Annotated in this window: 21 protein-coding genes; 9 read left to right on the plus strand and 12 right to left on the minus strand. The window is 67.6% G+C overall.

The features are described 5' to 3' along the window. Positions 1-84: 84 nt before the first annotated feature. Both ACFWX1_RS03485 and ACFWX1_RS03490 read left to right on the plus strand, forming a co-directional pair. Entirely contained in the window at positions 85-1,422 is a 1,338-nt protein-coding gene (locus ACFWX1_RS03485) for a 3-oxoacyl-ACP reductase (RefSeq protein ID WP_378383371.1), read from the plus strand. Next, positions 1,422-2,270 (plus strand): MaoC family dehydratase, encoded by an 849-nt coding sequence (locus ACFWX1_RS03490; protein WP_378383373.1) that lies wholly within the window; start codon positions 1,422-1,424, stop codon positions 2,268-2,270. Before ACFWX1_RS03485 ends, ACFWX1_RS03490 begins: the two co-directional genes overlap by 1 nt. Here ACFWX1_RS03490 and ACFWX1_RS03495 read toward each other — a convergent pair. Continuing rightward, positions 2,257-2,931, minus strand: coding sequence for a TetR/AcrR family transcriptional regulator (locus ACFWX1_RS03495; protein WP_378383375.1), 675 nt, complete (start codon positions 2,929-2,931; stop codon positions 2,257-2,259). The genes ACFWX1_RS03490 and ACFWX1_RS03495 overlap by 14 nt on opposite strands. Before the next feature lie 124 nt (positions 2,932-3,055). Here ACFWX1_RS03495 and ACFWX1_RS03500 point away from each other — a divergent pair, with 124 nt between their 5' ends. The 3 genes from ACFWX1_RS03500 (at position 3,056) to ACFWX1_RS03510 (ending at position 5,646) form a co-directional block, all read left to right on the plus strand. Continuing rightward, positions 3,056-3,727, plus strand: coding sequence for an SCP2 sterol-binding domain-containing protein (locus tag ACFWX1_RS03500; protein ID WP_378331554.1), 672 nt, complete (start codon positions 3,056-3,058; stop codon positions 3,725-3,727). 115 nt (positions 3,728-3,842) lie between these two features. Next, on the plus strand, positions 3,843-4,394 hold the full coding sequence (locus ACFWX1_RS03505; protein WP_378383489.1) for an SCP2 sterol-binding domain-containing protein: 552 nt from the start codon (positions 3,843-3,845) through the stop codon (positions 4,392-4,394). 55 nt (positions 4,395-4,449) lie between these two features. Continuing rightward, a complete protein-coding gene (locus ACFWX1_RS03510) occupies positions 4,450-5,646 on the plus strand; it encodes a YDG/SRA domain-containing protein (protein WP_378383377.1) in 1,197 nt (398 codons plus the stop codon). 3 nt (positions 5,647-5,649) lie between these two features. Here the strand turns inward: ACFWX1_RS03510 and ACFWX1_RS03515 are convergent, their stop codons facing one another. The 4 genes from ACFWX1_RS03515 to ACFWX1_RS03530 form a co-directional block, all read right to left on the minus strand. Further along, entirely contained in the window at positions 5,650-6,120 is a 471-nt protein-coding gene (locus ACFWX1_RS03515; RefSeq protein ID WP_378383379.1) for an FxsA family protein, read from the minus strand. 72 nt (positions 6,121-6,192) lie between these two features. Continuing rightward, positions 6,193-6,780, minus strand: coding sequence for a hypothetical protein (locus ACFWX1_RS03520; protein ID WP_378383381.1), 588 nt, complete (start codon positions 6,778-6,780; stop codon positions 6,193-6,195). Between the two features lie 43 nt (positions 6,781-6,823). Continuing rightward, positions 6,824-8,764 carry an ABC transporter ATP-binding protein gene (locus tag ACFWX1_RS03525; RefSeq protein ID WP_378383491.1) on the minus strand — a complete coding sequence of 647 codons (1,941 nt, stop codon included), beginning with the start codon at positions 8,762-8,764 and terminating at the stop codon, positions 6,824-6,826. Between the two features lie 29 nt (positions 8,765-8,793). Further along, on the minus strand, positions 8,794-9,381 hold the full coding sequence (locus tag ACFWX1_RS03530; protein WP_378383383.1) for a TetR/AcrR family transcriptional regulator: 588 nt from the start codon (positions 9,379-9,381) through the stop codon (positions 8,794-8,796). A gap of 103 nt (positions 9,382-9,484) precedes the next feature. Between ACFWX1_RS03530 and ACFWX1_RS03535 the strand changes: the two genes are divergently transcribed. Then, positions 9,485-9,778 carry a DUF6191 domain-containing protein gene (locus tag ACFWX1_RS03535; protein WP_378331550.1) on the plus strand — a complete coding sequence of 98 codons (294 nt, stop codon included), beginning with the start codon at positions 9,485-9,487 and terminating at the stop codon, positions 9,776-9,778. Between the two features lie 326 nt (positions 9,779-10,104). On the opposite strand, the gene ACFWX1_RS03540 is transcribed toward ACFWX1_RS03535, so the two are convergent. From ACFWX1_RS03540 to pdhA, 3 genes are read right to left on the minus strand one after another with little or no spacing between them, the layout of a single operon-like run. Then, positions 10,105-11,463, minus strand: coding sequence for a dihydrolipoamide acetyltransferase family protein (locus tag ACFWX1_RS03540; RefSeq protein ID WP_378383385.1), 1,359 nt, complete (start codon positions 11,461-11,463; stop codon positions 10,105-10,107). A gap of 16 nt (positions 11,464-11,479) precedes the next feature. Beyond that, a complete protein-coding gene (locus ACFWX1_RS03545) occupies positions 11,480-12,478 on the minus strand; it encodes an alpha-ketoacid dehydrogenase subunit beta (RefSeq protein WP_378383387.1) in 999 nt (332 codons plus the stop codon). After that, positions 12,478-13,686 (minus strand): pyruvate dehydrogenase (acetyl-transferring) E1 component subunit alpha, encoded by a 1,209-nt coding sequence (gene pdhA / locus ACFWX1_RS03550; RefSeq protein ID WP_378383389.1) that lies wholly within the window; start codon positions 13,684-13,686, stop codon positions 12,478-12,480. The genes ACFWX1_RS03545 and pdhA overlap by 1 nt, the downstream gene beginning before the upstream one ends. 357 nt (positions 13,687-14,043) lie before the next feature. Between pdhA and ACFWX1_RS03555 the strand changes: the two genes are divergently transcribed. Beyond that, positions 14,044-15,465 carry a M20/M25/M40 family metallo-hydrolase gene (locus ACFWX1_RS03555; protein WP_378383390.1) on the plus strand — a complete coding sequence of 474 codons (1,422 nt, stop codon included), beginning with the start codon at positions 14,044-14,046 and terminating at the stop codon, positions 15,463-15,465. Positions 15,466-15,550: 85 nt separating this feature from the next. Here ACFWX1_RS03555 and ACFWX1_RS03560 read toward each other — a convergent pair whose 3' ends face one another. Then, entirely contained in the window at positions 15,551-16,561 is a 1,011-nt protein-coding gene (locus ACFWX1_RS03560) for an ABC transporter substrate-binding protein (protein WP_378383392.1), read from the minus strand. A gap of 65 nt (positions 16,562-16,626) precedes the next feature. On the opposite strand from ACFWX1_RS03560, the gene ACFWX1_RS03565 reads away from it, so the two are divergent. Next, complete coding sequence (locus ACFWX1_RS03565) at positions 16,627-17,649, plus strand: FecCD family ABC transporter permease (RefSeq protein WP_378383394.1); 1,023 nt, start codon at positions 16,627-16,629, stop codon at positions 17,647-17,649. Beyond that, the gene (locus ACFWX1_RS03570) at positions 17,646-18,656 is read left to right on the plus strand and encodes a FecCD family ABC transporter permease (RefSeq protein ID WP_378383395.1); all 1,011 of its coding nucleotides are present in this window, start codon (positions 17,646-17,648) and stop codon (positions 18,654-18,656) included. The genes ACFWX1_RS03565 and ACFWX1_RS03570 overlap by 4 nt, the downstream gene beginning before the upstream one ends. Before the next feature lie 40 nt (positions 18,657-18,696). Here ACFWX1_RS03570 and ACFWX1_RS03575 read toward each other — a convergent pair whose 3' ends face one another. The 3 genes from ACFWX1_RS03575 to ACFWX1_RS03585 form a co-directional block, all read right to left on the minus strand. Then, positions 18,697-18,939, minus strand: a complete 243-nt coding sequence (locus ACFWX1_RS03575; protein ID WP_378383397.1) for a DUF397 domain-containing protein — start codon at positions 18,937-18,939, stop codon at positions 18,697-18,699. Beyond that, entirely contained in the window at positions 18,902-19,801 is a 900-nt protein-coding gene (locus ACFWX1_RS03580) for a helix-turn-helix domain-containing protein (RefSeq protein WP_378383399.1), read from the minus strand. The genes ACFWX1_RS03575 and ACFWX1_RS03580 overlap by 38 nt, the downstream gene beginning before the upstream one ends. A 313-nt stretch (positions 19,802-20,114) precedes the next feature. After that, a complete protein-coding gene (locus ACFWX1_RS03585) occupies positions 20,115-20,456 on the minus strand; it encodes a hypothetical protein (protein ID WP_378383400.1) in 342 nt (113 codons plus the stop codon). Between the last annotated feature and the right edge of the window lie 133 nt (positions 20,457-20,589).

Raw genomic sequence — 20,589 nt, forward strand, 5'->3', positions numbered from 1 at the left:
GAACTGAGTCATCCCTCTCACACTGTAACCTACTCGGGAGTAGGTTAGACTTCGAAGTGACGCAAACGGCACGGGAGGCATCCGATGGCTGACAGGTACCAGCAGTTCACGAAGACCCCGTTGGGGAAGTTCGTGGTGCCCAAGCTCGGACTGCCCAACCCCGCGACGCTCCGCCGCTACAAGCCGGGTCAACCTGCCCTCGAGGGTCCCGCACTCCTCGGCGCCGCGCCCGGCGGCCGGCTGGAGAAGACCGTGAAGGATCAGCTCGCCGACGCCGGGATCGAGGTCGTCACCTCTCCTGTCCAGGGCAAGCACGCCGCGCTGGTCTTCGACGCCACCGGTGTTTCGGACCCGAAACAGCTGCGCGAGGTCTACAAGTTCTTCCACCCGGTGATCCGCAGCGTCGGCTCGTCGGGCCGCGTCGTCGTCCTCGGCACGCCTCCCGAACTCGTCGAGGGCCGCGAGCGGATCGCGCAACGCGCGTTGGAGGGCTTCGTGCGCTCCGTCGGTAAGGAGCTGAAGCGCGGGGCGACCGCTCAGCTCGTGTACGTCGCAGAAGGTGCCGAGGACGCGACGGAGTCCACGCTGCGCTTCCTGCTCTCGGCCAAGTCCGCGTTCGTCGACGCGCAGGTCATCCGCATCGGCACGCACACCAAGACCGCGACCGCCCCGGCGAACTGGGACAAGCCCCTCGACGGCAAGGTCGCGCTGGTCACCGGCGCTTCCCGGGGCATCGGCGCGGCGATCGCCGAGGTGCTCGCCCGCGACGGCGCCCACGTCGTAGCGCTCGACATCCCCGCTCAGGGGGCGGATCTGTCGAAGGTCGCGAACAAGGTCGGCGGTTCGGCACTGCAGCTCGACATCACCGCCGCCGACGCTCCCGACAAGCTCGCCGAGTACCTGAAGACGCGCCACGACGGCGTTGACATCGTCGTGCACAACGCGGGCATCACCCGGGACAAGACGCTCGGGAACCTCACCGAGGGCGGCTGGGACTCGGTGATCGCGGTGAACCTGGCTTCGCAGCTCGCGGTCAACGACAAGCTCATCGGCGACAAGGTGCTCAAGGAGAACGGCCGGATCGTCGGCGTCTCCTCGATCGCGGGCATCGCCGGCAACGTCGGCCAGACCAACTACGCGACCAGCAAGGCGGGCGTGATCGGCATGGTCAACGTCGGCGCCGAGCAGCTCGCCGGGTACGGCGGCACGATCAACGCCGTCGCGCCGGGGTTCATCGAGACCAAGATGACCGCGGCGGTCCCGCTGTTCATCCGCGAGGCCGGGCGGCGGCTGTCCAGCCTCGGGCAGGGCGGCCTGCCGGTCGACGTCGCCGAGACGATCGCCTGGTACGCCAACCCCGCGTCGTCCGCGGTGAACGGCAACATCGTCCGCGTCTGCGGCCAAGCGCTTCTGGGGGCGTGATGACGGTCAAACAGCTGCACAGCTCGCCGAGCCTGTCCTCGTTGTATCCGAAGGCGCTGGTCGGCGGCCTGCTGCACAAGGGTGGCGGCGACAAACTGCCCGACACCGAGTTCGCGCGCGCCGGCGTCGTCATCGACCCGGCGGACCTCGCCGCGTACAACCAGGTCTGCGGGTTCCGGCTGACCGACGAGCTGCCCGCGACCTACCCGCACATCCTGGCGTTCCCGTTGCAGATGGCGCTGATGACCGAGGCGGACTTCCCGTTCCCGTTGCTCGGCATGGTCCACGTGCGGAACACGATCACCCAGCACCGGCCGCTGCGCCTGGACGAGTCGTTTACGCTGCGCGTGCGGGCGGAGAACCTGCGGCCGCATCCGCAGGGCCGTCAGTTCGACGTCGTCAGCGAACTGCTGGTGGCCGACAGTCCTGTGTGGACGGACGTGAGCACGTACCTGCGCCGTGGCGGTGGCTCGGGCTCGGACAAGCCGCGCGCGGCGCTGACGCCGCCGTCGCCGAGCGCGCTGTGGCACATCCCCGGCGACATCGGCCGCCGCTACGCCGAGGTGTCCGGCGACCGCAACCCCATCCACCTGCACGCGCTCACCGCTAAGGCCTTCGGTTTCCCGGCCGCGATCGCGCACGGCATGTGGACGAAGGCGCACGTGCTCGCGGCGTTCGAGGGCAGGCTGCCCGAGGCGTTCACCATCGACGTCCGGTTCAAGCAGCCGGTGCTGCTGCCCGCCAAGGCCGCGTTCACGACCTGGCAGACCGACGACGGCTGGTCGTTCGAGCTGTGGGCCTCGCGCAAGCCGAAGCCCCACCTCGAAGGGACGATCACTCAGCTGTAGTAGACGGCTTCCAGATCTCGCCCTCGACCAGGTCGTTGAACCCGAGCCAGACGAGGTTCATCAGCCACGAGGCGAGCACGCCGTCCGAGACGTCGGGGTGGTCGAGCGCCCAGTCGGCCAGCGACTCGGCCGCCCCGACCAACGCCGCCGAGAGCCCGGCGCCGGAGAACTCGGCCTGCTCGCCGAGCCCCTTGCGGGTACCGGCGGAGACGACGAGCGCGGCGACGAGCTCGATCGCGCGGGTCCGCATGTCGGTGATCTCGGTAGCGAAGCTGCCGCCGACCGTCAGTGCCTGGCGGTGCAGCACGGTCCACGACTCGCGGTACTCGGCGACGAAGCGGTAGAACGAGCGCAGGCCGTGCCACAGCTGCATGTCCGGCGGCAGGTCGGGTTTGATGCCGTCCTGGATGGCTTCGAGCAGCCGGGTGGCCTCGCGGCGGATGCACTGCCCGAACAGGTCTTCCTTGGAGCCGAGGTAGGTGTAGATCATCGGCTTCGAGACACCCGCGACGTCGGAGATCTCGTCCATCGACGCGGAGTGGTAGCCGTGGCGTGAGAACACCTGCACGGCGGCGTCCAGGATCTGCCGTTCGCGGACGGCACGGGGCAGGCGCCTCGCCCGCTCGGGTGAACGCTGCTCTTCAGTGGACTCTTCGGACACGTCCAGACCTCCCTCTTACGGCGAAGACGCTACCGGCAGCCGAGGTCGAAGGGGCATTCCGGCGCCCTTGCCCAGCTTACCTACTGGCGAGTAGGCTTAGTTGACAGCAGGGAGAGGAAGGCCGATGGCGGACAACACCGGGATGACCAGCACCGATCCGGGGGCTGGGCTGGGCGGGTTGCGTGGCGCGGCGCTGATCGACGCCCTGGAGCGTATCGACCCGACCGGCCCGGAAGCGCACTCCCTCGACGTCAACGTGCTCGCCGACGTGGTGAACCCACGCGACCTGGGGAAGGACGATTTCCGGCGGCTGCTGGCCGCGTTGCTGCGGATCGCGGAGCGAGCCCCCGCGTTCGACCTGAGCAAGGTCGACCCTGTCCGCTTCGCGAACCTGGTCGCGGCCGCGTCGCGGGTGCAGTTGGAGCGCGTCGTCGCCGAGCGGACGCTGCGGGAGCGCGTGCTCGGCGAGATCTTCGACCGCATGGGCGCGCACATCCGGCACGAGCGCGCGAAGAACGTCCACGCCGTCATCCACTGGCGGCTCTCGGGCGGTGTCGGCGACGGCGGCTACGACCGCTACGAGACGGTCATCTCGCACGGTGCCTGCACGGTCAGCCGCGAGATGCGGGAGAAGCCCAAGGTGACCATCACGATCGCGCCGACGGACTTCTTCCGGCTCATCACCCATCAGGCGACCCCGGCTGTGCTTTTTGTCACCGGGAAGATCAAGGTCAAGGGCGACCTCGCATTCGCCGCGGGCTTGATCGGCTTTTTCGACCTTCCGAAACCCGCCTGAGCGATTACACTTCCCGCTCGTGTCCCGAAATTCTTCACCCCGGCGCTGGCGGAAACGGCTGCGCATTTCACGGCCGCTCCGGCTGGCCGTGTCACGCCACGGCCCCGGACACGCGCTGGACGGTTTCGCCGCACACCTCGAGGTCGCCAAACTCACCCCCGACGAGTTCATCCAGGTGCTGGAAACCCTGCACATGCTGGGAAGCCGCGGTGCGGGCATCGAGCTGAGCTCCCTGTCGACACAGGCACTCGTCGACATACTCGGCCAGACCTCGAGGGAACAACTCAAGGCCGTCGCGGATCACCCCGAGTTACGCTCGGTGTTCCTCGACGAGATATTCCGCAGAATGTCCGAGCATTTCCGCCCCGACCGCGCCCGGCACGTCGACTTCGTGGTTTCCTGGCGCTTTTCCGACGGTGACGGCGAAGACGGTTTCGATCGTTTCCAGACGGTCATCGAGGACGGCACCTGCGTTTCCAGCGTCGACCTCGCCCGTACCCCGGACACCACGATCACCCTCTCCGTCGACGACTTCATCCGGATGGCGACCGGCAACGCCGCGGTGGCGGCCATGTTCGTGACCGGCAAGGTGAAGGTCAAGGGCGAGTACGCCCCCGCCGTCCGCTTCAGCAGCTACTTCGACATCCCCAAGCCCAGCGGCACCTAGCCGTCTATCACGGTAAACACCAAGACTGTCGGTGTCACGCCATAGAGTGATCGGCATGAGTCTTGCCGACATCGACCGTCAGCACGTGCTTGCTGCCATCGCCGAGTACGACGAACTGGGCCGGGATGAGTTCCTGGCCAAGTACGGCTTCGGCCGTTCGGTGCGCTACGTCGTTGTGCATGAGGACAAGGACTATGACTCGAAGGCGCTGGTCGGAGCAGCTCATGACTATGCGACTGGGCAAGCGCTTCGCGCGAGTGAGTTCAGTGGCGGGGTGCAAACAGTCGTAGCTCGACTGACTGAGATTGGCTTTGAGTTCCGCGACCTCAAAGCGGTTCCCAAGAGGGAAGCCAAGGCGCGGTACGGCGAGTTGCCTAATGTCCCGCCGGGGACTGTGTTTCCCAGTCGTAAGGCGGCTGCGGCGAGTGGTGTTCATCGTGCGCTCATCGCGGGCATCGTCGGTACCCGTGCCCTTGGCGCTGAGTCCATTGTCGCCTCCGGCGGCTATGAGGACGATGTTGACTATGGGACAGTGATCATCTACACCGGCCACGGCGGCCAGGATGCTTCAGGGAAGCAGGTAAAGGATCAAACCTTTGAGTCTCCCGGTAACGCAGCACTCCAGACGAGCATGATCAAGGGTGCGGCTGTTCGGGTGATCCGAGGGCCGGACGCCGATTCGCCTCATGCGCCCGATGAGGGGTACCGATACGACGGTCTCTTCAGAGTTGAAGATGCCGTACGGGAAAGGGGCCGGCGAGGTTATCTGGTGTGCCGTTTCCGGATGGTGGCTGTGGCCTCAGCCGTGGACATGATCATTGCCCCAGAGGAGGCGTTGGTTTCAGGTGAGGAACAGCATCCAGCGCCGCCAACCGGCAACGAGACACCTGGTCGTCGGTCGACCACCGCGCAACGGATCGTTCGATCTACCAGCGTGGCAGATTACGTGAAGAACCTTTATGACCACACGTGCCAAATGTGTGGCGTCCGGTTGACTGTTGGCGATCGCGGTTACTCGGAAGGTGCCCACATTCAGGCGCTAGGCGGGTTGCATCGAGGTCCTGACTCGGCAGCGAACGTGCTCTGCCTCTGCCCTAATTGTCATGTTCTGTTCGACTATGGTGCGCTGATTGTGCAGGATAATCACGCCATTGTGCGCAACGGCAAACCAGACGGCACTACTTTGCACGTCCATCCAAGTCATGCGATTGGTGAGCAGTACCTCGCACACCATCGGGAAGCTCACTCGTAGCGGTCAGCCCTCGATGACACGGCCTTCGATGATCGGCGGCTGCGACGACCGCGGTGGGTGGTCTTCGGTGACGACTTCGCTGTCGACCACCATCACCGGGCCGCGGCGCTGGTTGGCGAAGCGGATCGCGCGCTTCTCGGCGCGGCGGAGCCAGAACTTGCGAGCGACGGAGCGGGTGGGCGGGAGCAGGAGGAGCAGGCCCGCGACGTCGCTGACGAAGCCGGGCAGCATGATCAGGACGCCGCCGAGCGCGACCAGCATGCCGTCGGTGAGTTCCTTCTCGGCGGGGCGGCCCGCGCGGGCGGTTTCGACGAACGCGCGCATGGCCTTGCCGCCCTCGCGGCGGGCGAGCCAGGAGCCGACGAAGGCGCCGGCCAGCAGGAGCGCGATCGTGCCGAGCACGCCGACGGCCGAGCCCACCGCCCAGACAGCGGCCACCTCGGCGATGACATAGAGCAGGAACACGACAGCCATACCCGGTCAACGAGCGGGCTGCCCGTTTTGCTCCCTGTCACCGTGAGAAGTGGACAGCGTCACTCTTCGTGGTTACTTCCCTGGGGTACAGAATTCCGGGAGTGAGCGGTCGCCGAGTTCGATGTCGGCAAGCTCTCCGACCTCGACTTCCTGGCGTACCGAGTCGGCCGATACGGTGAGGAAGAGCCGCCATGGGACGCGTTTCGCGGGCTGGGCCGGAGGACAGCTCACGCGGAAGCGCACCACCAGTTTCACCTGCTTGTCGGCGTCCACGCGTACCGGCAAGACGGTCAGTTTCGGTGGGGTGATCAGGTAGTACTCGCTGAGCCAGGTCAACGAGAGTGTGCCCGCCTCGGCCTGGGTGAAGCCGGGCGGGACTTCGGCGCGGGCGGACTCGATGACGACGCCGACGTCGCCGGTGTTCTCCAGGGTCTGGGCGAACTGCAGGCCTGCCTCGCCGGTGCTGGAGTGCACCTGTCTTGTCCCCGACAGTGGCCGCCAGCCCGCTTCGCCAGGCCCCGGGACGCGGCGGGTCAGGAGCACGACCGCGGTGACGATCACCGCGAGCGTGATCGCCACCGCGATCAGCCGCCCTCGCGTCCAGAATCGCGGACGCGGGGGCGGCACCGCGATCGGCGGCGCCGGTTCGAAGTCCCCCATGGCGGGAGACGATAACCGCGCGGCGCCGCCGACGGAGGCGTTTTCAGCCGGGAACCTCGTCGAGATACGCCTGCGCTTGCAGGGTGAACAGCTCGGCATAGCCGCCCTTGGCCGCCATCAGGTGCTCGTGCGTGCCGTACTCGGCGACCTTGCCGTGGTCGAGCAGCAGGATCCGCTCGGCCTGGCGCACGGTGGAGAACCGGTGCGAGATGTACAGCGTCGTCCGCCCCTCGGCCAGCTCGCGCAGCCGCGAGAACAGGTCGTGCTCGGCCTGTGCGTCCAATGCGGACGTCGGCTCGTCGAGGATCAGGATCGGGGCCTCGCGCTGGAAAGCCCTGGCCAGCGCGATCTTCTGCCATTCCCCGCCGGACAGGCTCACACCCTGGTCGAACCACCGGCCCAGCGGGCTGTCGTAGCCGTTGGAGAGCTGTTCGATCCGGTCCGAGGCGCCGGCGCGCCGCGCGGACTCTTCGATGTGTGGCCGGTCTTCCAACCTCGCCAGGTCACCGAGGCCGATGTTCTCCGCCGCGGTGCCCTGGTAGGTCACGTAGTCCTGGAACATCGCGCTGATCCGGCGGCGCAGTTCGACCGGGTCGAATTCGCGGATGTCCACGCCGTCGAGCAGGATCCGCCCGCCGGTTGGGTCGTAGAGCCGGCACAGGAGCTTGAACAGCGTCGACTTCCCCGCCCCGTTACGGCCCACCACCGCGACCGTCTCACCCGGACGGATCTCGAAGCTGACGCCGTCGAGCGCGCGCTCGTCCGATCCCGGATAACTGAAGGAAACCGACTCGAACTCGATGTGACCTTCCACTGTGGACGGAAGGGCGCGTGGCTCGGGTGGTGCGACGATCTCGGGTTTGGTGCCGAGGAAGCGATAGAGCGTGTCGATGTAGAGATTGTTCTCGTACATCCCGGAAAACGCGGTGAACAAGCCGGACACCGAGGTCTGCACGGACGTCGCCGCGGCGGTGTACAGCGCCAGGTCGCCGAGCGTGAGCCGCCCGCCGACCGCCTCCAGTGCGATGTACAGCGCGATCGCCGAGCCCGCGAGTGTGCTCAGCAGCCCCCAGGACGTCGAGCTGACGTTGCGGTTCACGGTCAGCTTCCGCTGCCGTTCGTAGTTGACCTGGCCGAGTTTGCGGAACCGGTCCACGAAGTACGGGCCGAGGCCGAAGAGCTTGGTCTCCTTGGCATAGGTGTCCGTGGTGACCAAAGAGGACAGATAGTCCATGCGGCGCCGGATGGGCGAGAGCATGAACGACATCCAGAACGCGCGTGAGCCGTATTTGGACTGCGAGATGAACGCCGGGATCGGCGCGATCAGGGCGACGAGCGCGAGCAGCGGGCTGATCGCGATCAGCAGGGCGATCATGCTGGCGAACGTGATCGTGGTGCGGACGAGGCCGAGTGCCGAGGTCATCATCGTGAGCGGCCGGGTCGGCGCTTCCTGTGCTGCCTGACGCAGCATGTCGTAGGACGTCGAGCCCTCGAAATAGGCCAGGTGCAGTTCGCTCGCGTGGGCCATGACCTGGTGCCGGATGGTCAGCGTCATCCGTTCCTGGAGCAGTGCCTGTGCCATCGTCGTCAGCGACGAGCTGATCGCCGTCAGCGCGAGCACCCCGAACTGGAACGCGGCGACCTGGACGATCGCGGTTTTCGAGCCGTGGCCCTGGATCGCCGCGACGACGCTGTCGAGCAGGAGTTTCGCGATGTAGGCGGTCACCGTCGGGAGAAGGCCGGAAAGCAGTGTGACCAGGGCGATCGCGATCGTCAGGAACGGGCTCGCCTGCCAGGTCAGCCGCGCGACCTTCGGTAGTCCGCGGACGGTGCCCGAGACCGCGGTCCGCATCCGGGAAAGACGCTCGCGCAGCCCTTTCGGCTGGTCCTGTGGTGGTGCGTCCGGGATGTCGACGGGCCCGGTGAGGCCGCTGTCCGGCACCGTCGTGGTTCTCCGGCGTTTGCCATGCCTCCGGCCGAGCATGAGTTCGAGGCCGCCGCCTCCGCCCGGGATCATCCGGCCGCCCGGACGGCGCCGTGGAGGAAGACGTCCACGATCTCGCGGGTGGCCGGGGTGTCGTCGACCTGGCCGAGCCTGCGGCCGCCGAACAACAGCGCGAGGAACAGCGACGCCAACTGCTCTGCGGGGAGCCGGAGCTGGGCCTTTTCCGGCTCGAAGAGCTCGGTCACCGCTTCCCGCATCGCGGCCATCGAGTCCCGTCGCGAGTCTTTAACGTTCTTGCGGTCTTTCAGCCGCTGCTCCGGGTCGCGACGTGCTCGCCCGGAGGCGTGCAGCGCCCCCATCAACGCGCCCATGCGCTGGAGGTGCGCGCCGAGCGCGTCGGCGGCCTCGACGAGACGGTCGGCGAGCGGCTGGTCGACCGGGATCTCGGCGATCGCGTCGAGCACGTGGTCCGGTTTGAGGACCTCGGCCGTGCAGGCGTCGAAAAGCTCGTCCTTGTCCTTGAAGGCGCGGAAGATCGTGCCCTCGCCGATGCCGGCCGCGCGGGCGATCTGGCTGGTGGTGACGGTGGTGCCGTGCTCGAGGACGAGCGGCAACATCGCGTGGATGATCATTTTGCGTCGTTCTTCGACGCTCATGCTCGGCGCTCTACGCCGCGTTTCTGGTGGTGTCATGCCGTCCAGTGTGCGGAGTGAGCACTCACTCCGTCAAGTTCATTACGGGTGGCGTAGCTTCGACGTCATGGGGCTTGTCTGGGCGATGTCGATTCCGGCGCTGTTCGTGCTGCTCTTCGTGCTCGCCGTGCTGGAGGTGTGGGGCGGCAAGTACCTGCCGTGGCGTCGGCGCAGCGGCCGGACGGCGGCGTCGGTCGGTACCGAGGAGATGGTGGCGTTCCTCTACGGGACCAAACGGCATGAGCTTGACCAGCGGCAGGCCGAGGTCATGCTGGTGCAGAGCGAGGACGACGGCGCGCCGCCGCGGGATCGGGTGGATCTGGAGAGCGGGAAGATCGTGTTCAAGCCCAAGGGGGCGTGAGCGGTCCGGCGGTAGGAAGTGAAGTAAATTCGGCGCTGGGCGCGGTAACGCCGCAGGTCACGAAGTGTCCTCCCCGCCCGCGCGGGGCTGATCCCCCTTGCAGCAGCCCGGCCTAGCCCGGGGTGAGGTCCTCCCCGCCCGCGCGGGGCTGATCCCGCGGTCATCAACACGCCCGGGCAAGGCGCCTAGTGCTCCCCGCACACGCGGGGCTGATCCCGACGAGCCGGAGGCTTCGCGGGTCACCAGGTCGTGCTTCCCGCGGGGGATCTGGCCGTGAAGGCCTCCTTGCCAGCGCTCAACGCTGTGAAGGAGGCCTTCACGGACCGCTAGAAGGTGATCGCGACGGCGGGGTCGCTGAGCAGGGCGCCGACGTCGGCCAGGAATTCCGAGCCCTGCTGTCCGTCGACAACCCGGTGGTCGAAGCTGAGCGAGAGCTGCATGACCTTCCGGACCTTGATCTCCCCGTCCACGACCCACGGCGTGTCCCGGATGGCGCCGAGCGCCAGGATCGCCGTCTCGCCGGGGTTGATGATCGGCGTCCCCGTGTCGATCCCGAAGACACCGATGTTCGAGATCGTGAAGGTCCCGTTCAACATCGCCGCCGGAGTCGTCTTGCCCTCGCGCGCGACCTCGGTCAGCTCAGTAAGCGCGACCGCGATGTCCTTGAGCGACATGGCATCCGCGTCGTGGAGCTTCGGCACAACCAGACCGCGCGGAGTGGCCGCGGCGATCCCGAGGTGCACGTAGTCCTTGAAGACGATTTCCTTCGTCTCTTCGGACCAGACCGCATTGACGTCCGGGGTCCGCTTGATCGCCATGCACACGGCCTTCGCCGCGAACGCCAGCGGCGTCAGCTTCACACCGCGGAATTCGCGCGAGTTCTTCAGCCTCTCGCGCAGTTCCATCATCGGCGTGACGTCGATGGTCAGGAACTCCGTGACATGCGGTGCGGTGAAAGCGCTTTGCACCATCGCCGCCGCCGTGGCCTTGCGGACGCCCTTGACCGGTACGCGACGTTCGCGCGTCGCCGGGTCGTAACCAGCGTCCACAGTGGACGTCGCAGTGGCCGGGGCCGCGCCGTTGGCCGCTCGCTGGACGTCGTCGCGGGTGATGACGCCGCCGTCGGCCGTGCCGGTCAGTGCGTGCAGGTCGACGCCGAGGTCCTTGGCCAGTTTCCGCACCGGCGGCTTCGCCAGCGGCACGTACCCACCGCGCGGCGCCTCCACTGCCGGAGCAGCAGGAGCGGGTGAAGCAGTCGCAGCAGCCGGGGCCGGAGCAGTAGCGGGAGCGGCCGCCACCGGAGCAGCGCCCTTACGGGCCCGGCGCTGCGTGACCACCGTCTTGGAGCCGTAGCCGACCAGCGGCTTCATCTCCTCCTCAGCGGCAGGTTCCGGCGCCGAAGAAGCCGGAGCCGGAGCGGAGGGAGCCGCAGCCCCACCAGGATCGACGTCGATGGTCAGGATCGGCGTCCCCACCTCGACCGTCTGACCCGGTTCCACAAGCAACTCGGTGACCACACCGGCCCACGGGATCGGCAGCTCGACGGCCGCCTTCGCGGTCTCGATCTCCACCACGATCTGGTTGACCGCGACCGTGTCACCCGGCTTGACGTGCCAGTTGAGGATGTCGGCTTCGGTCAGCCCCTCGGCGGTGTCGGCGAGGGGGAACTGTTTGTACTCGGGCATTGCGTGAACTTCCCCCTTACCAGGCGAGCGAGCGGTCGACAGCGTGCAGTACCCGGTCCAGATCGGGGAGGTAGTGCTCCTCGAGCTTGGCAGGCGGATACGGCGTGTCGAATCCGGTCACCCGAAGGATGGGGGCTTCCAGCGAGTAGAAGCACTCCTGCTGGACCCGTGCGGCGATCTCCGAGGTCAGCGACGACTCCGACGGCGCCTCGCTGACCGCGATGAGCCGGCCGGTCTTGCGTACCGACTCGAACACCGGGTCGAGATCCAGCGGCGAGAGCGTGCGCAGGTCGATGACCTCCAGCGAGTGGCCTTCGTCCTCGGCAGCGGTCGCGGCGTCGAGCGCCACCTTCACTGAAGGGCCGTACGCGACGACGGTCGCCGTCGTGCCTTCGCGCACCACACGGGACTTGAACAGTGGATCGGGCGTAGCCGTGGTGTCGACCTCGGCCCGCAACGCGCCCGAGTGGTAGAGCCGCTTCGGCTCGAAGAACAGGACTGGATCATCGGAGTGGATGGCCTGCTGGATCATCCAGTACGCGTCGACGGCGTTCGAGCAGGAAACCACCTTGAGCCCGGCGATGTGCGCGAAGAACGACTCCGGCGACTCCGAGTGGTGCTCGACCGCGCCGATGCCCCCACCGAACGGGACCCGGATGACGACGGGCATCTTGACCTTGCCCTGCGTCCGGTAGTGCAGTTTGGCCAGCTGCGAAGAGATTTGGTCGAACCCGGGGAAGATGAAGCCCTCGAACTGGATCTCACACACCGGCCGGAAGCCACGCACGGCGAGGCCGACCGCGGTCCCGATGATCCCGGACTCCGCCAGCGGCGTGTCGAGCACGCGCTGCTCACCGAAGTCCTTCTGCAGCCCGTCGGTGATCCGGAAGACGCCGCCGAGCTTGCCGACGTCCTCGCCCATCACGAGAACCTTCGGGTCCTCCTCCATGGCGCGGCGGAGGCCGAGGTTGATCGCCTTGGAAATGGTCAGTTTCTGAATGTCCACAGTGGTCATCAGTGTTCACCTGCCCCGACGAAACCGTCCAGATAGGACAGATACTCGGCGCGCTGCGCCTCGAGAACCGGTGAGGGCTCGGCATAGACGTTGCGGAATATCCGGTCCGGCGGCGGTTCCGGCATGTTGAACGTGTACTCGCGCAGGTCGGCGGCGAACGCGTCGGCCTCTTCCTGGACCTGGTCGAAGAACGCCTGGTCGGCACCGCCGCCGCGGGCGAGGTACGCGCGGACGCGCTCGATCGGGTCCTTCAGCTTCCACTCCTCCAGCTCGTCGGAGAGCCGGTAACGAGTGGGGTCGTCGGTGGTGGTGTGCGCGTCCATCCGGTAGGTGAACGCCTCGATCAGCACCGGCCCGTTGCCGTGGCGGCATTCCTCCAGCGCCCAGCGCGAAACGGCGAGGCAGCCGAGGACGTCGTTGCCGTCGACGCGGATGCCGGGGAAGCCGTACCCGCGGGCGCGCTGGTACAGCGGCAGCCGCGACTGGCGTTCGGTGGGTTCGGAAATCGCCCACTGGTTGTTCTGGCAGAAGAAGACAAGCGGCGCGTCGTAGACCGCGGCCCAGACGAAGCCCTCGTGGACGTCGCCCTGACTGGTGGCGCCGTCTCCGAAGTAGACGATCGTCGCTTCACCGTCGTCGTCGCCGACCTTGCCCTCGAACTTCTGGCCCATCGCGTAGCCGGCGGCGTTGAGCACCTGGTTGCCGATCACGATGGTGTAAGGGTGGAACCGGTGGGCCTGGTAGTCCCAGCCGCTGTGGTCGGTGCAGCGGAAGATGCCGAGGACCTCTTTGAGGTCGATGCCACGGGTGTAGGCGACGCCGTGCTCGCGGTAGCTGGGGAAGGCCATGTCGGTGGCCCGCAGCGCCCTGCCGGAGCCGACCTGCGCGGCTTCCTGGCCGAGCAGCGGAACCCAGATGCCGAGCTGGCCCTGGCGCTGCATCGCGTTGGCCTCGCGGTCCGCGCGGCGCACCAGCACCATGTCGCGGTAGAGGCCGCGAAGTGCTTCGTCGTCGATGTCCTCGACGTACTTGTCGAACCGGGGTGAGGAGACCCGTTCACCTTCGGGGGTGAGCAGCTGAGTCAGCTCAGCGCCACCTTCACTCGTTGCTCGCAAACCGGCGATCACCTGTTCGGGGGAAGGTTGAGCCGCTACGGCGGCCGGACCATCTCCAGGCTCCGGGTGCGTCCACTGTTCGGGGGACGGCATGCGCTTGCTCCTTGATGTCGGTGCCTCTGGTGGCCGCTTGTGGCGACCACAGCGACTGCACCGGCGGGACCAGCGCGTCGGATCTGAAGCGCTCGGTCACCGTCGGCGTTGACGGTTCTCGCCGTCATCCTGACACGAAGGGCCGTCCGATGGTGAGTCACGGTTGCTGATTTGTTGCTGAGAAACCGTTGCTGAGCAGGGAAAACGCTTGGAAGCCCTAGAGTTGGGCTGCCGAGGGTCGGGTTTCCTGAGCGGTGCTCACCTGGGGTCGCGGGTGTCGCACACGGTGTGTGCGGACCGAAGAGAGTACCGGCCGTGACCTCCACCACAGTACGTTCCGCGTGGCAGGATGCTTGTGTGGAGCAGAAATCCGTACGTGAATCCGTGGTTTCGGCGTGGACGAACGACGTCGTGCCGAGCCTGTCCGGTCTGGTGGAGATCCCCGCGCTGTCCCCCGCGTTCGACGCCGACTGGGCCGCGAACAAACATCTCGCCGCGGCCGTCGACCACGTCCGCGACTGGATCGCCGGGCGCGGGCTGCCGGGCGCGAAGCTCGAGGTCGTCGAGCTGCCGGGCCGATCGCCGCTGCTGTTCGTGGACGTCCCGGCGACACCGGGCGGCGCGGACAAGGGCACCGTGCTGTTGTACGGGCACCTCGACAAGCAACCGCCGGTCGGTGGCTGGTCCGAGGGGCTGGGCCCGTGGACGCCTGTGTTGCGCGACGGCCGCCTCTACGGCCGCGGGGCCGTGGATGACGGTTACTCCGGGTATGCGGCCACCACCGCGCTGGAGGCGGTGCACGCCGCGGGCGGCGAGCACGCGCGTGCCGTGCTGCTACTGGAAACCGGCGAGGAGTCCGGCAGCCCCGACCTGCCCGCGTACCTGGAGCATCTGAGCGAAAAGCTCGGCGAGGTCTCGCTGGTGGTCTGCCTCGACGCGGGTGGCAGCGACTACGAGCGGTTGTGGCTGGTCAACAGCCTGCGCGGGATGCTGCACCTCAACGTGACCGTGCGGCTGCTCGGCACGGCCCAGCACTCCGGGCTCGCGAGCGGCGTCGTCGCGAGCTCGTTCCGCGTGCTGCGGCAGCTGCTCGACCGCATCGAGGACTCCGAGACCGGCGAGATCAAGCTGCCTGAGCTGAAGGTCGAGATCCCGGCGAATCGGCGCGGCGAGGCCAAGGACGTCGTCGAGGTCTCCCCCGGCACGCTGCGGGAGATGTTCCCGCTCGTCGGCGACGCCACCACGGTCACCGACGACGAGCTGGAGCTGATGCTCAACCAGAGCTGGCGGCCGACGCTGTCGATCATCGGCGCCGATGGACTGCCGAAGCCGCCCGAAGCGGGCAACGTCCTGCGCGAGAGCACGACGTTGACGCTGAGCTTCCGGCTTCCGCCCACCGCCGACGCGGACACCGCGCTGGCCGCGGTCAAGCGGGTGCTGACCACCGACGTGCCTTACGGCGCGCAGGTCGAGCTGAGCGAGGACGCCCAGGCGGAGAACGGCTGGAACGCCCCGGCCGAGGCGCCGTGGCTGTCGGCCGCGCTGCGCCGGGTGAGCGACGAGGTGTTCGGACGGCCGCACCGCAGCGTCGGCATGGGCGGGTCGATCCCGTTCATGGGGCTGCTGGGCGAAAAATACCCGGACGCGCAGTTCCTCGTGACCGGCGCGTGCGGGACGGACTCGAACATCCACGTGCCCGACGAATGGCTCAACCTCGACTACGCGCAGCAGGTCACGCAGGCCATCGCGCACATCCTGGACGCCCACGCACGAGGCTGATCCATCCGCCTTTCGAAGGTCTCTGAAGGCCACCATGAGGGACTTGAACGCCCTCAAGGTGGCCTTCAGAGCACTGGGGCCACGATCAGGCGAAGCGGTTCAGTGCGGCGGTGAGGGACGAGAGTTCCGGGGTGAAACGCTGGTAGGAGAACGGCGTTTCGTTGTTCCACGCGATCAGCCGTCCCGCCTTCACCGCGGGCAGCTGCTGCCAGGTCGGGACGCCGCCGAGGCCGTCGGGGCCGAGGGACAGCGAGCCGCCGCGCGAGTCGTACATGATCACGTCGGCTTCGTACTTCCCGATGTTCTCCCAGCTCACCTGCTCGTAGTAGCCGCCCTGTGAGGCGTCGGGGTTGGCAGGCGCGACGAACTTCATGCCTTTGTTCTGGTAGTGCTTGCTGGTCGCGAAGGCGGGCGCGTTCGCGACGTAGCAGGTGTCCTTCTGTGCGGACAGCAGCAGCACCTTCAGCCCCGACGTCTTCTTGATCGCCTCGCCCAGCGCCGCGTCGGCCTGCTCGAAGCTCGCGCGAGCCTGCTGGATCGCGGGCGCTTCGACGTCCGCGCCGAGCGCCTTCGCCAGCGCCGCGAACTTCGTGATGCCCTCCGGCATCGCGATGCCCTGGAGGCCGATGCCGACGCTCGGCGCCGCCTTGTCGACCTTGTCCGCCTGCGTGTCCGGGACGTACCACATCTGCTGCTTGAGGTAGATCACGCTGACCAGCAACTGCGGGTTCAGCGAGACGAACTTGTCGAAGTTGAACTCGTTCCACACGTTCCCGAGCGAGGTCACGGTGTTCAGATCGACGCCGCCGACCTGCGGATCCGGCTTGCCGTCGGCCAGCTTCGACGGGCCGAAGATGCCGATCGGCCGGATCCCGTAGTCCCACAGCGCCGCGGCCGCCGTCACCTGTGCGACGATCCGGGTGGGCCGCTCACCGTCGAGCTTCCGGCCGCGGTCGTCGGTGTACGTCCACGTCGTGCCCCCTGAGCCGGACGGCTTGTCCTCGGTGTAGCCGCAGGCGCTCAGCAGGGTCATCGCGCCGGCCGCTGCGGTGCCCGCGAGGAAACCGCGGCGGGACAGCGTGGGCAGGTTGTTCATCGGGATCGTCCTTCTTACCGGGGAGTATGCGAGCCTTAGGCTAGCCTTGCCTTAATGTGAAAGCCATGGTCCAGGCAATGGCACGCGTCACCGAGGGGCGCACCAGAGGCTCGACGCGGACGATGGTGCTGGTCGGAGCGCTGCTCGCGCTCGCGGCGGCGTTCCTGCTGTCCGTCGGGTTCGGCTCGAACGCGCTCTCGCTGGGCAGCGTTCTCCACGGTCTCTTCGCTTACGACGGCAGCTTCGACGACGTCGTCATCCGCGACGACCGGCTGCCTCGCACCGTGGTCGGCGTCGTGGTCGGCATGGCGCTCGGCCTGGCGGGCGCGCTGTTGCAGGCGATCACCCGCAACCCGGTCGCGGACCCCGGGCTGCTCGGGATCAACTACGGCGCCGCGTTCGCGATCGTCCTCGGATCCGCGTTGTTCTCGGTGACCGCGCCGGACCAGCTGATCTGGTTCGCGTTCGGCGGCGCGCTGTTCGGCACCTGGCTGGTGTCGGTGATCGGCGGCGCGGCGAGCCCGATCCGGCTGGTGCTCGCCGGGGTCGCGGTGCAGGCCGTGTTCGTCGGCCTCAACCAGGCGTTGCAGGTGATCAACACGCACAACCTGGAGCAGATGCGGTTCTGGCTGGTCGGTTCGCTGGTCAACCGTGACCTTGGCGCGCTGGCCGGGCTGGTGCCGTTTTTCCTGGTCGGCGTCGTACTGGCGGCAGTGCTCGGGAGGCCGCTCAACGCGATCGCGCTCGGCGAGGACACCGCGCGCGGGCTCGGCGCAAATCCGGCTTTCACCCGGCTCGCCGGGATGGCCGCGGTCGGGTTGCTGTCCGCGGCCGCGACCGCGGCGTGCGGCCCGATCGCGTTCGTGGGCCTGATGGTCCCGCACGTCGTGCGGTTGCTGGTCGGCCAGGACGAACGCTGGGTGCTCCCGCTGTCGGCGCTGCTCGCGCCGGTGGTGCTGCTGATCTGCGACGTGCTCGGCCGCGTGCTCGGCTCGCCGGGTGAGATCCAGGTCGGCGTGATGATGGACATCGTCGGCGGGATCGCGTTCATCGTCGTGGCGCGGCGGCTCAAGGCGGTGCGCCGATGACGACGGTTGTTTCGCGCGAGGCGGGTCTCGACCGAAGGTCCATTGTGGTCGTTGCCGGGCTTGTGGTGGTGACGCTGGCTTTGGTCGTCCTTTCGGTCGGCACCGGGGACTACGACATGACCCCGTCCGAGGTGCTCCGTACGCTCGCCGGGCAGGGCACGAAGGCGCAGTACCTGGTCGTCACCGGACGTCTGCCGCGCGTGCTGGTCGCGGTGCTCGTCGGCGCGGCGCTCGCGTTGGCGGGGTCGGTTTTCCAGACGCTGACAAGGAATCCGCTCGGCAGCCCGGACATCATCGGCTTCACCACCGGGTCCGCGACCGGCGGCATCGTGATGATCCTGGTCGTCGGCTCGGCGCCGGGGCTGGTGTCGCTGGGCGCGCTCGGCGGCGGTCTGCTCACGATGGTGGTGGTCGCCGCGCTGTGCGCGCCGCATGGGCTGTTGAGTTCACGACTCGTGCTGCTCGGCATCGCGATGAGTGCGGTGCTGGCGGGCGTCAACGCGTACCTGCTTGTCAAGGCCAGCAAGGAAAACGCCGCCCGCGCGACGGTGTGGCTGGTCGGCGACCTCGCCGGGCGCGACTGGAACTACCTCGTGCCGCTCGCTGTCGCGATGGTGATCCTGGTGCCTGCGGTGCTGGTCAACGGCCGGGCCCTGCGGATGCTGGAAATGGGCGACGACGCCGCGACCGGTGTCGGCGTCGCCGTGGGCCGGATGCGGAATCTGTTGCTGCTGCTGGCCGTCGCGCTGGTCGCCGCCGCGACTGCGGCTGTCGGTCCGATCCCCTTCGTCGCGCTGATTTCCTCGCAACTCGCCCGCCGGATGACCCGGCTGCCCGGCCCGAACCTGGTGGCCTCGGCCTTTGTCGGCGCGCTGCTCGTGGTCGCCGCGGACTACGTCGGGCAGCGGGTGCTCGGAGCGTCGCTGCTGCCGGTGGGGGTGGTCGCGGCGACGCTGGGCGGGGCGTACTTCGTGTGGCTGCTGCTGGTCGGCCGCCGTCGCGCGTGATGCATTACCCGGATTCGACGACTGGCTTCCTGGACCAGCGTCAGCGCACCGAGCTGAGGAAGGAGTGCCAGGCGGCTGAGGGGAAGGTGAGCGCGCCGGAAGCCGGGGCCTTGGAGTCGCGGACGGCGATCCGAGCGGGGAGGACTGCGATCTCGACGCATTCGCCGGTGCCGCCGTTGCTGTAGCTGCTCTTCATCCAGGCGACCTCGACACACTCGCCGTTACCGCCGTTACTGTAGCTGCTCTTACGCCAGGTCAGTCGTGCCTGCTGGGCTGGGGTCATGTTGGCTGGTCCTTGGAACGTCGTAGTCGCTTGCCAGGGTGGCAAGCATCTCCTGGGATTGTCTCGCATCCAGCGCGTCCCCGGCTACCCGCGACAATGCTGCGCGGTAAGACTCCACATCGGGTGGTTCCTTGAGGAACAAGCTTGAGGTGTAGTGCTGGGCGTACACGATCGGTTTGTGAGCCTCGTACCTCATCAACCAGAAGGCCGGGCCGAAAATACCAGGTGGAAAAGCTGCACTGGGAATTACCCGTATCTCGCAACCAGCGCGGTGACCGGTCAGGACAAGGTGCAGCATCTGCTCGTGCATCACTTGTTCGTTTCCCACGACGGACCGCAGAGGTTGCTCGTGGATAAAGAAAACAAACTGTGGTCGGTCGGCGCTGCGCAGCAAGCTTTGTCGTGCGAGTCGTGCTTGGACCCGAAGCTCGACCGCGTCGGCGTTGAAAACGCCAGCGAGTCGGAACAGAGCACGGGCGTAGCCTTCGGTCTGCAGGATTCCGGGGACCAGCTGGGGTTCGAAGACAGTGATGCTGGCGGCCGTGGTCTCGTGGGTGATGAGCGTGCTCAGCTCATCCGGCAGCTGATCGTGGTGCGGCCGGAGGCGGTACGGGTCATCGGCTTCGCGCGCCAGGTCCCTGAGTCGCCGGATTTCGTCGCCGGATACGCCGCAGAAGGCCAGTAGCCGGATGAGGTCGAACTCTTCGATCCCCCGCAGTCCGTGCTCAATACGGGAGATCTTGCTGGCCGAGCAGCCCAGCTTCCGCGCGAGCTGGGCTTCGGTCAGCCCGGCCGCGAGCCGGGCGCGCCGCAGGTCATTGCCCAGTTCCTTGGCCTGCGGCGTCGCCTTTCGCGCTTCCATGCGATCAACCTAGAACCGCTGGTCAACAGCACGGGAGCGCGACACCGCCGAATCACCACAACGGATGCCGACTTGCCACCCGGCACGGATTACGCCGATCGAGGCTTCTCGGCAAAGGCCGGGGCGTTCCTGGCTCGCCGCCGCATGTCGCGAACGACGCGTTGCAGACGATCAACGTCCCGGACGGAGCGTTCGCGACAAAGGTGGGACGCTCCGCCCTGCCGTCCCGGTGTCGCGAACGACGCGTTCGGGACGTTCAGCGTCCCCTACGGAGCGTTCGCGACATGCGACGCCGTCACCGTCCACAAAGGACTTACCGGACGGGCTCGGAGTAGAAGGACCGGCCGCCGACGTAGCCGCCGTGACCGTCTTCCTTGCCGCTGTCGCAGCTGACGATGCGAATGCCCTTCAACTCGGCGTGCGGGACGCTCGCGCAGGCCCAGCCCGAGGGCAGCCGGGCGGCTCCCATGGTGCCGGTTTCGGCCTGGTCGACCGGGTGCTTCTTGTACTCGTCCAGGACGTTGAACGCCTCGGTGCAGCCGACGGTCCCGTTCGGGGTCGCCTTGGCCATCAGGTTCTGCCGCACGCCGTTGGAGTCCGAGCCGATGGGGCCGCAGTTGACGTCCTTGCCATCGGCCGGATTGTCGACCGGCATGCTGCCGGGCGCCTCGGACGGGGCGGGCTTGCTGGGCTGGCGGGGGGGGGCGGGGGGCCGCGCCACAACCCCCTTTGCGGCGCCCGGGGGGGGCGCCCGGGCGGGGGTTGGCCGGCGTCGTATAAAAAAAAAA

The sequence above is a fragment of the Amycolatopsis sp. NPDC059021 genome, from assembly GCF_042739895.1.
Lineage (GTDB): Bacteria > Actinomycetota > Actinomycetes > Mycobacteriales > Pseudonocardiaceae > Amycolatopsis.

Bases quoted from the DNA above. Each gene is read 5' to 3' on its own strand.
- ACFWX1_RS03485 (WP_378383371.1), top strand. From the start codon at position 85: ATGGCTGACAGGTACCAGCAGTTCACGAAGACCCCGTTGGGGAAGTTC.
- ACFWX1_RS03490 (WP_378383373.1), top strand. From the start codon at position 1,422: ATGACGGTCAAACAGCTGCACAGCTCGCCGAGCCTGTCCTCGTTGTAT.
- ACFWX1_RS03500 (WP_378331554.1), top strand. From the start codon at position 3,056: ATGGCGGACAACACCGGGATGACCAGCACCGATCCGGGGGCTGGGCTG.
- ACFWX1_RS03510 (WP_378383377.1), top strand. From the start codon at position 4,450: ATGAGTCTTGCCGACATCGACCGTCAGCACGTGCTTGCTGCCATCGCC.
- ACFWX1_RS03515 (WP_378383379.1), bottom strand. From the start codon at position 6,120: ATGGCTGTCGTGTTCCTGCTCTATGTCATCGCCGAGGTGGCCGCTGTC.
- ACFWX1_RS03520 (WP_378383381.1), bottom strand. From the start codon at position 6,780: ATGGGGGACTTCGAACCGGCGCCGCCGATCGCGGTGCCGCCCCCGCGT.
- ACFWX1_RS03525 (WP_378383491.1), bottom strand. From the start codon at position 8,764: ATGCTCGGCCGGAGGCATGGCAAACGCCGGAGAACCACGACGGTGCCG.
- ACFWX1_RS03530 (WP_378383383.1), bottom strand. From the start codon at position 9,381: ATGAGCGTCGAAGAACGACGCAAAATGATCATCCACGCGATGTTGCCG.
- ACFWX1_RS03535 (WP_378331550.1), top strand. From the start codon at position 9,485: ATGGGGCTTGTCTGGGCGATGTCGATTCCGGCGCTGTTCGTGCTGCTC.
- ACFWX1_RS03540 (WP_378383385.1), bottom strand. From the start codon at position 11,463: ATGCCCGAGTACAAACAGTTCCCCCTCGCCGACACCGCCGAGGGGCTG.
- ACFWX1_RS03545 (WP_378383387.1), bottom strand. From the start codon at position 12,478: ATGACCACTGTGGACATTCAGAAACTGACCATTTCCAAGGCGATCAAC.
- pdhA (WP_378383389.1), bottom strand. From the start codon at position 13,686: ATGCCGTCCCCCGAACAGTGGACGCACCCGGAGCCTGGAGATGGTCCG.
- ACFWX1_RS03560 (WP_378383392.1), bottom strand. From the start codon at position 16,561: ATGAACAACCTGCCCACGCTGTCCCGCCGCGGTTTCCTCGCGGGCACC.
- ACFWX1_RS03565 (WP_378383394.1), top strand. From the start codon at position 16,627: ATGGTCCAGGCAATGGCACGCGTCACCGAGGGGCGCACCAGAGGCTCG.
- ACFWX1_RS03570 (WP_378383395.1), top strand. From the start codon at position 17,646: ATGACGACGGTTGTTTCGCGCGAGGCGGGTCTCGACCGAAGGTCCATT.
- ACFWX1_RS03575 (WP_378383397.1), bottom strand. From the start codon at position 18,939: ATGACCCCAGCCCAGCAGGCACGACTGACCTGGCGTAAGAGCAGCTAC.
- ACFWX1_RS03580 (WP_378383399.1), bottom strand. From the start codon at position 19,801: ATGGAAGCGCGAAAGGCGACGCCGCAGGCCAAGGAACTGGGCAATGAC.
- ACFWX1_RS03585 (WP_378383400.1), bottom strand. From the start codon at position 20,456: ATGCCGGTCGACAATCCGGCCGATGGCAAGGACGTCAACTGCGGCCCC.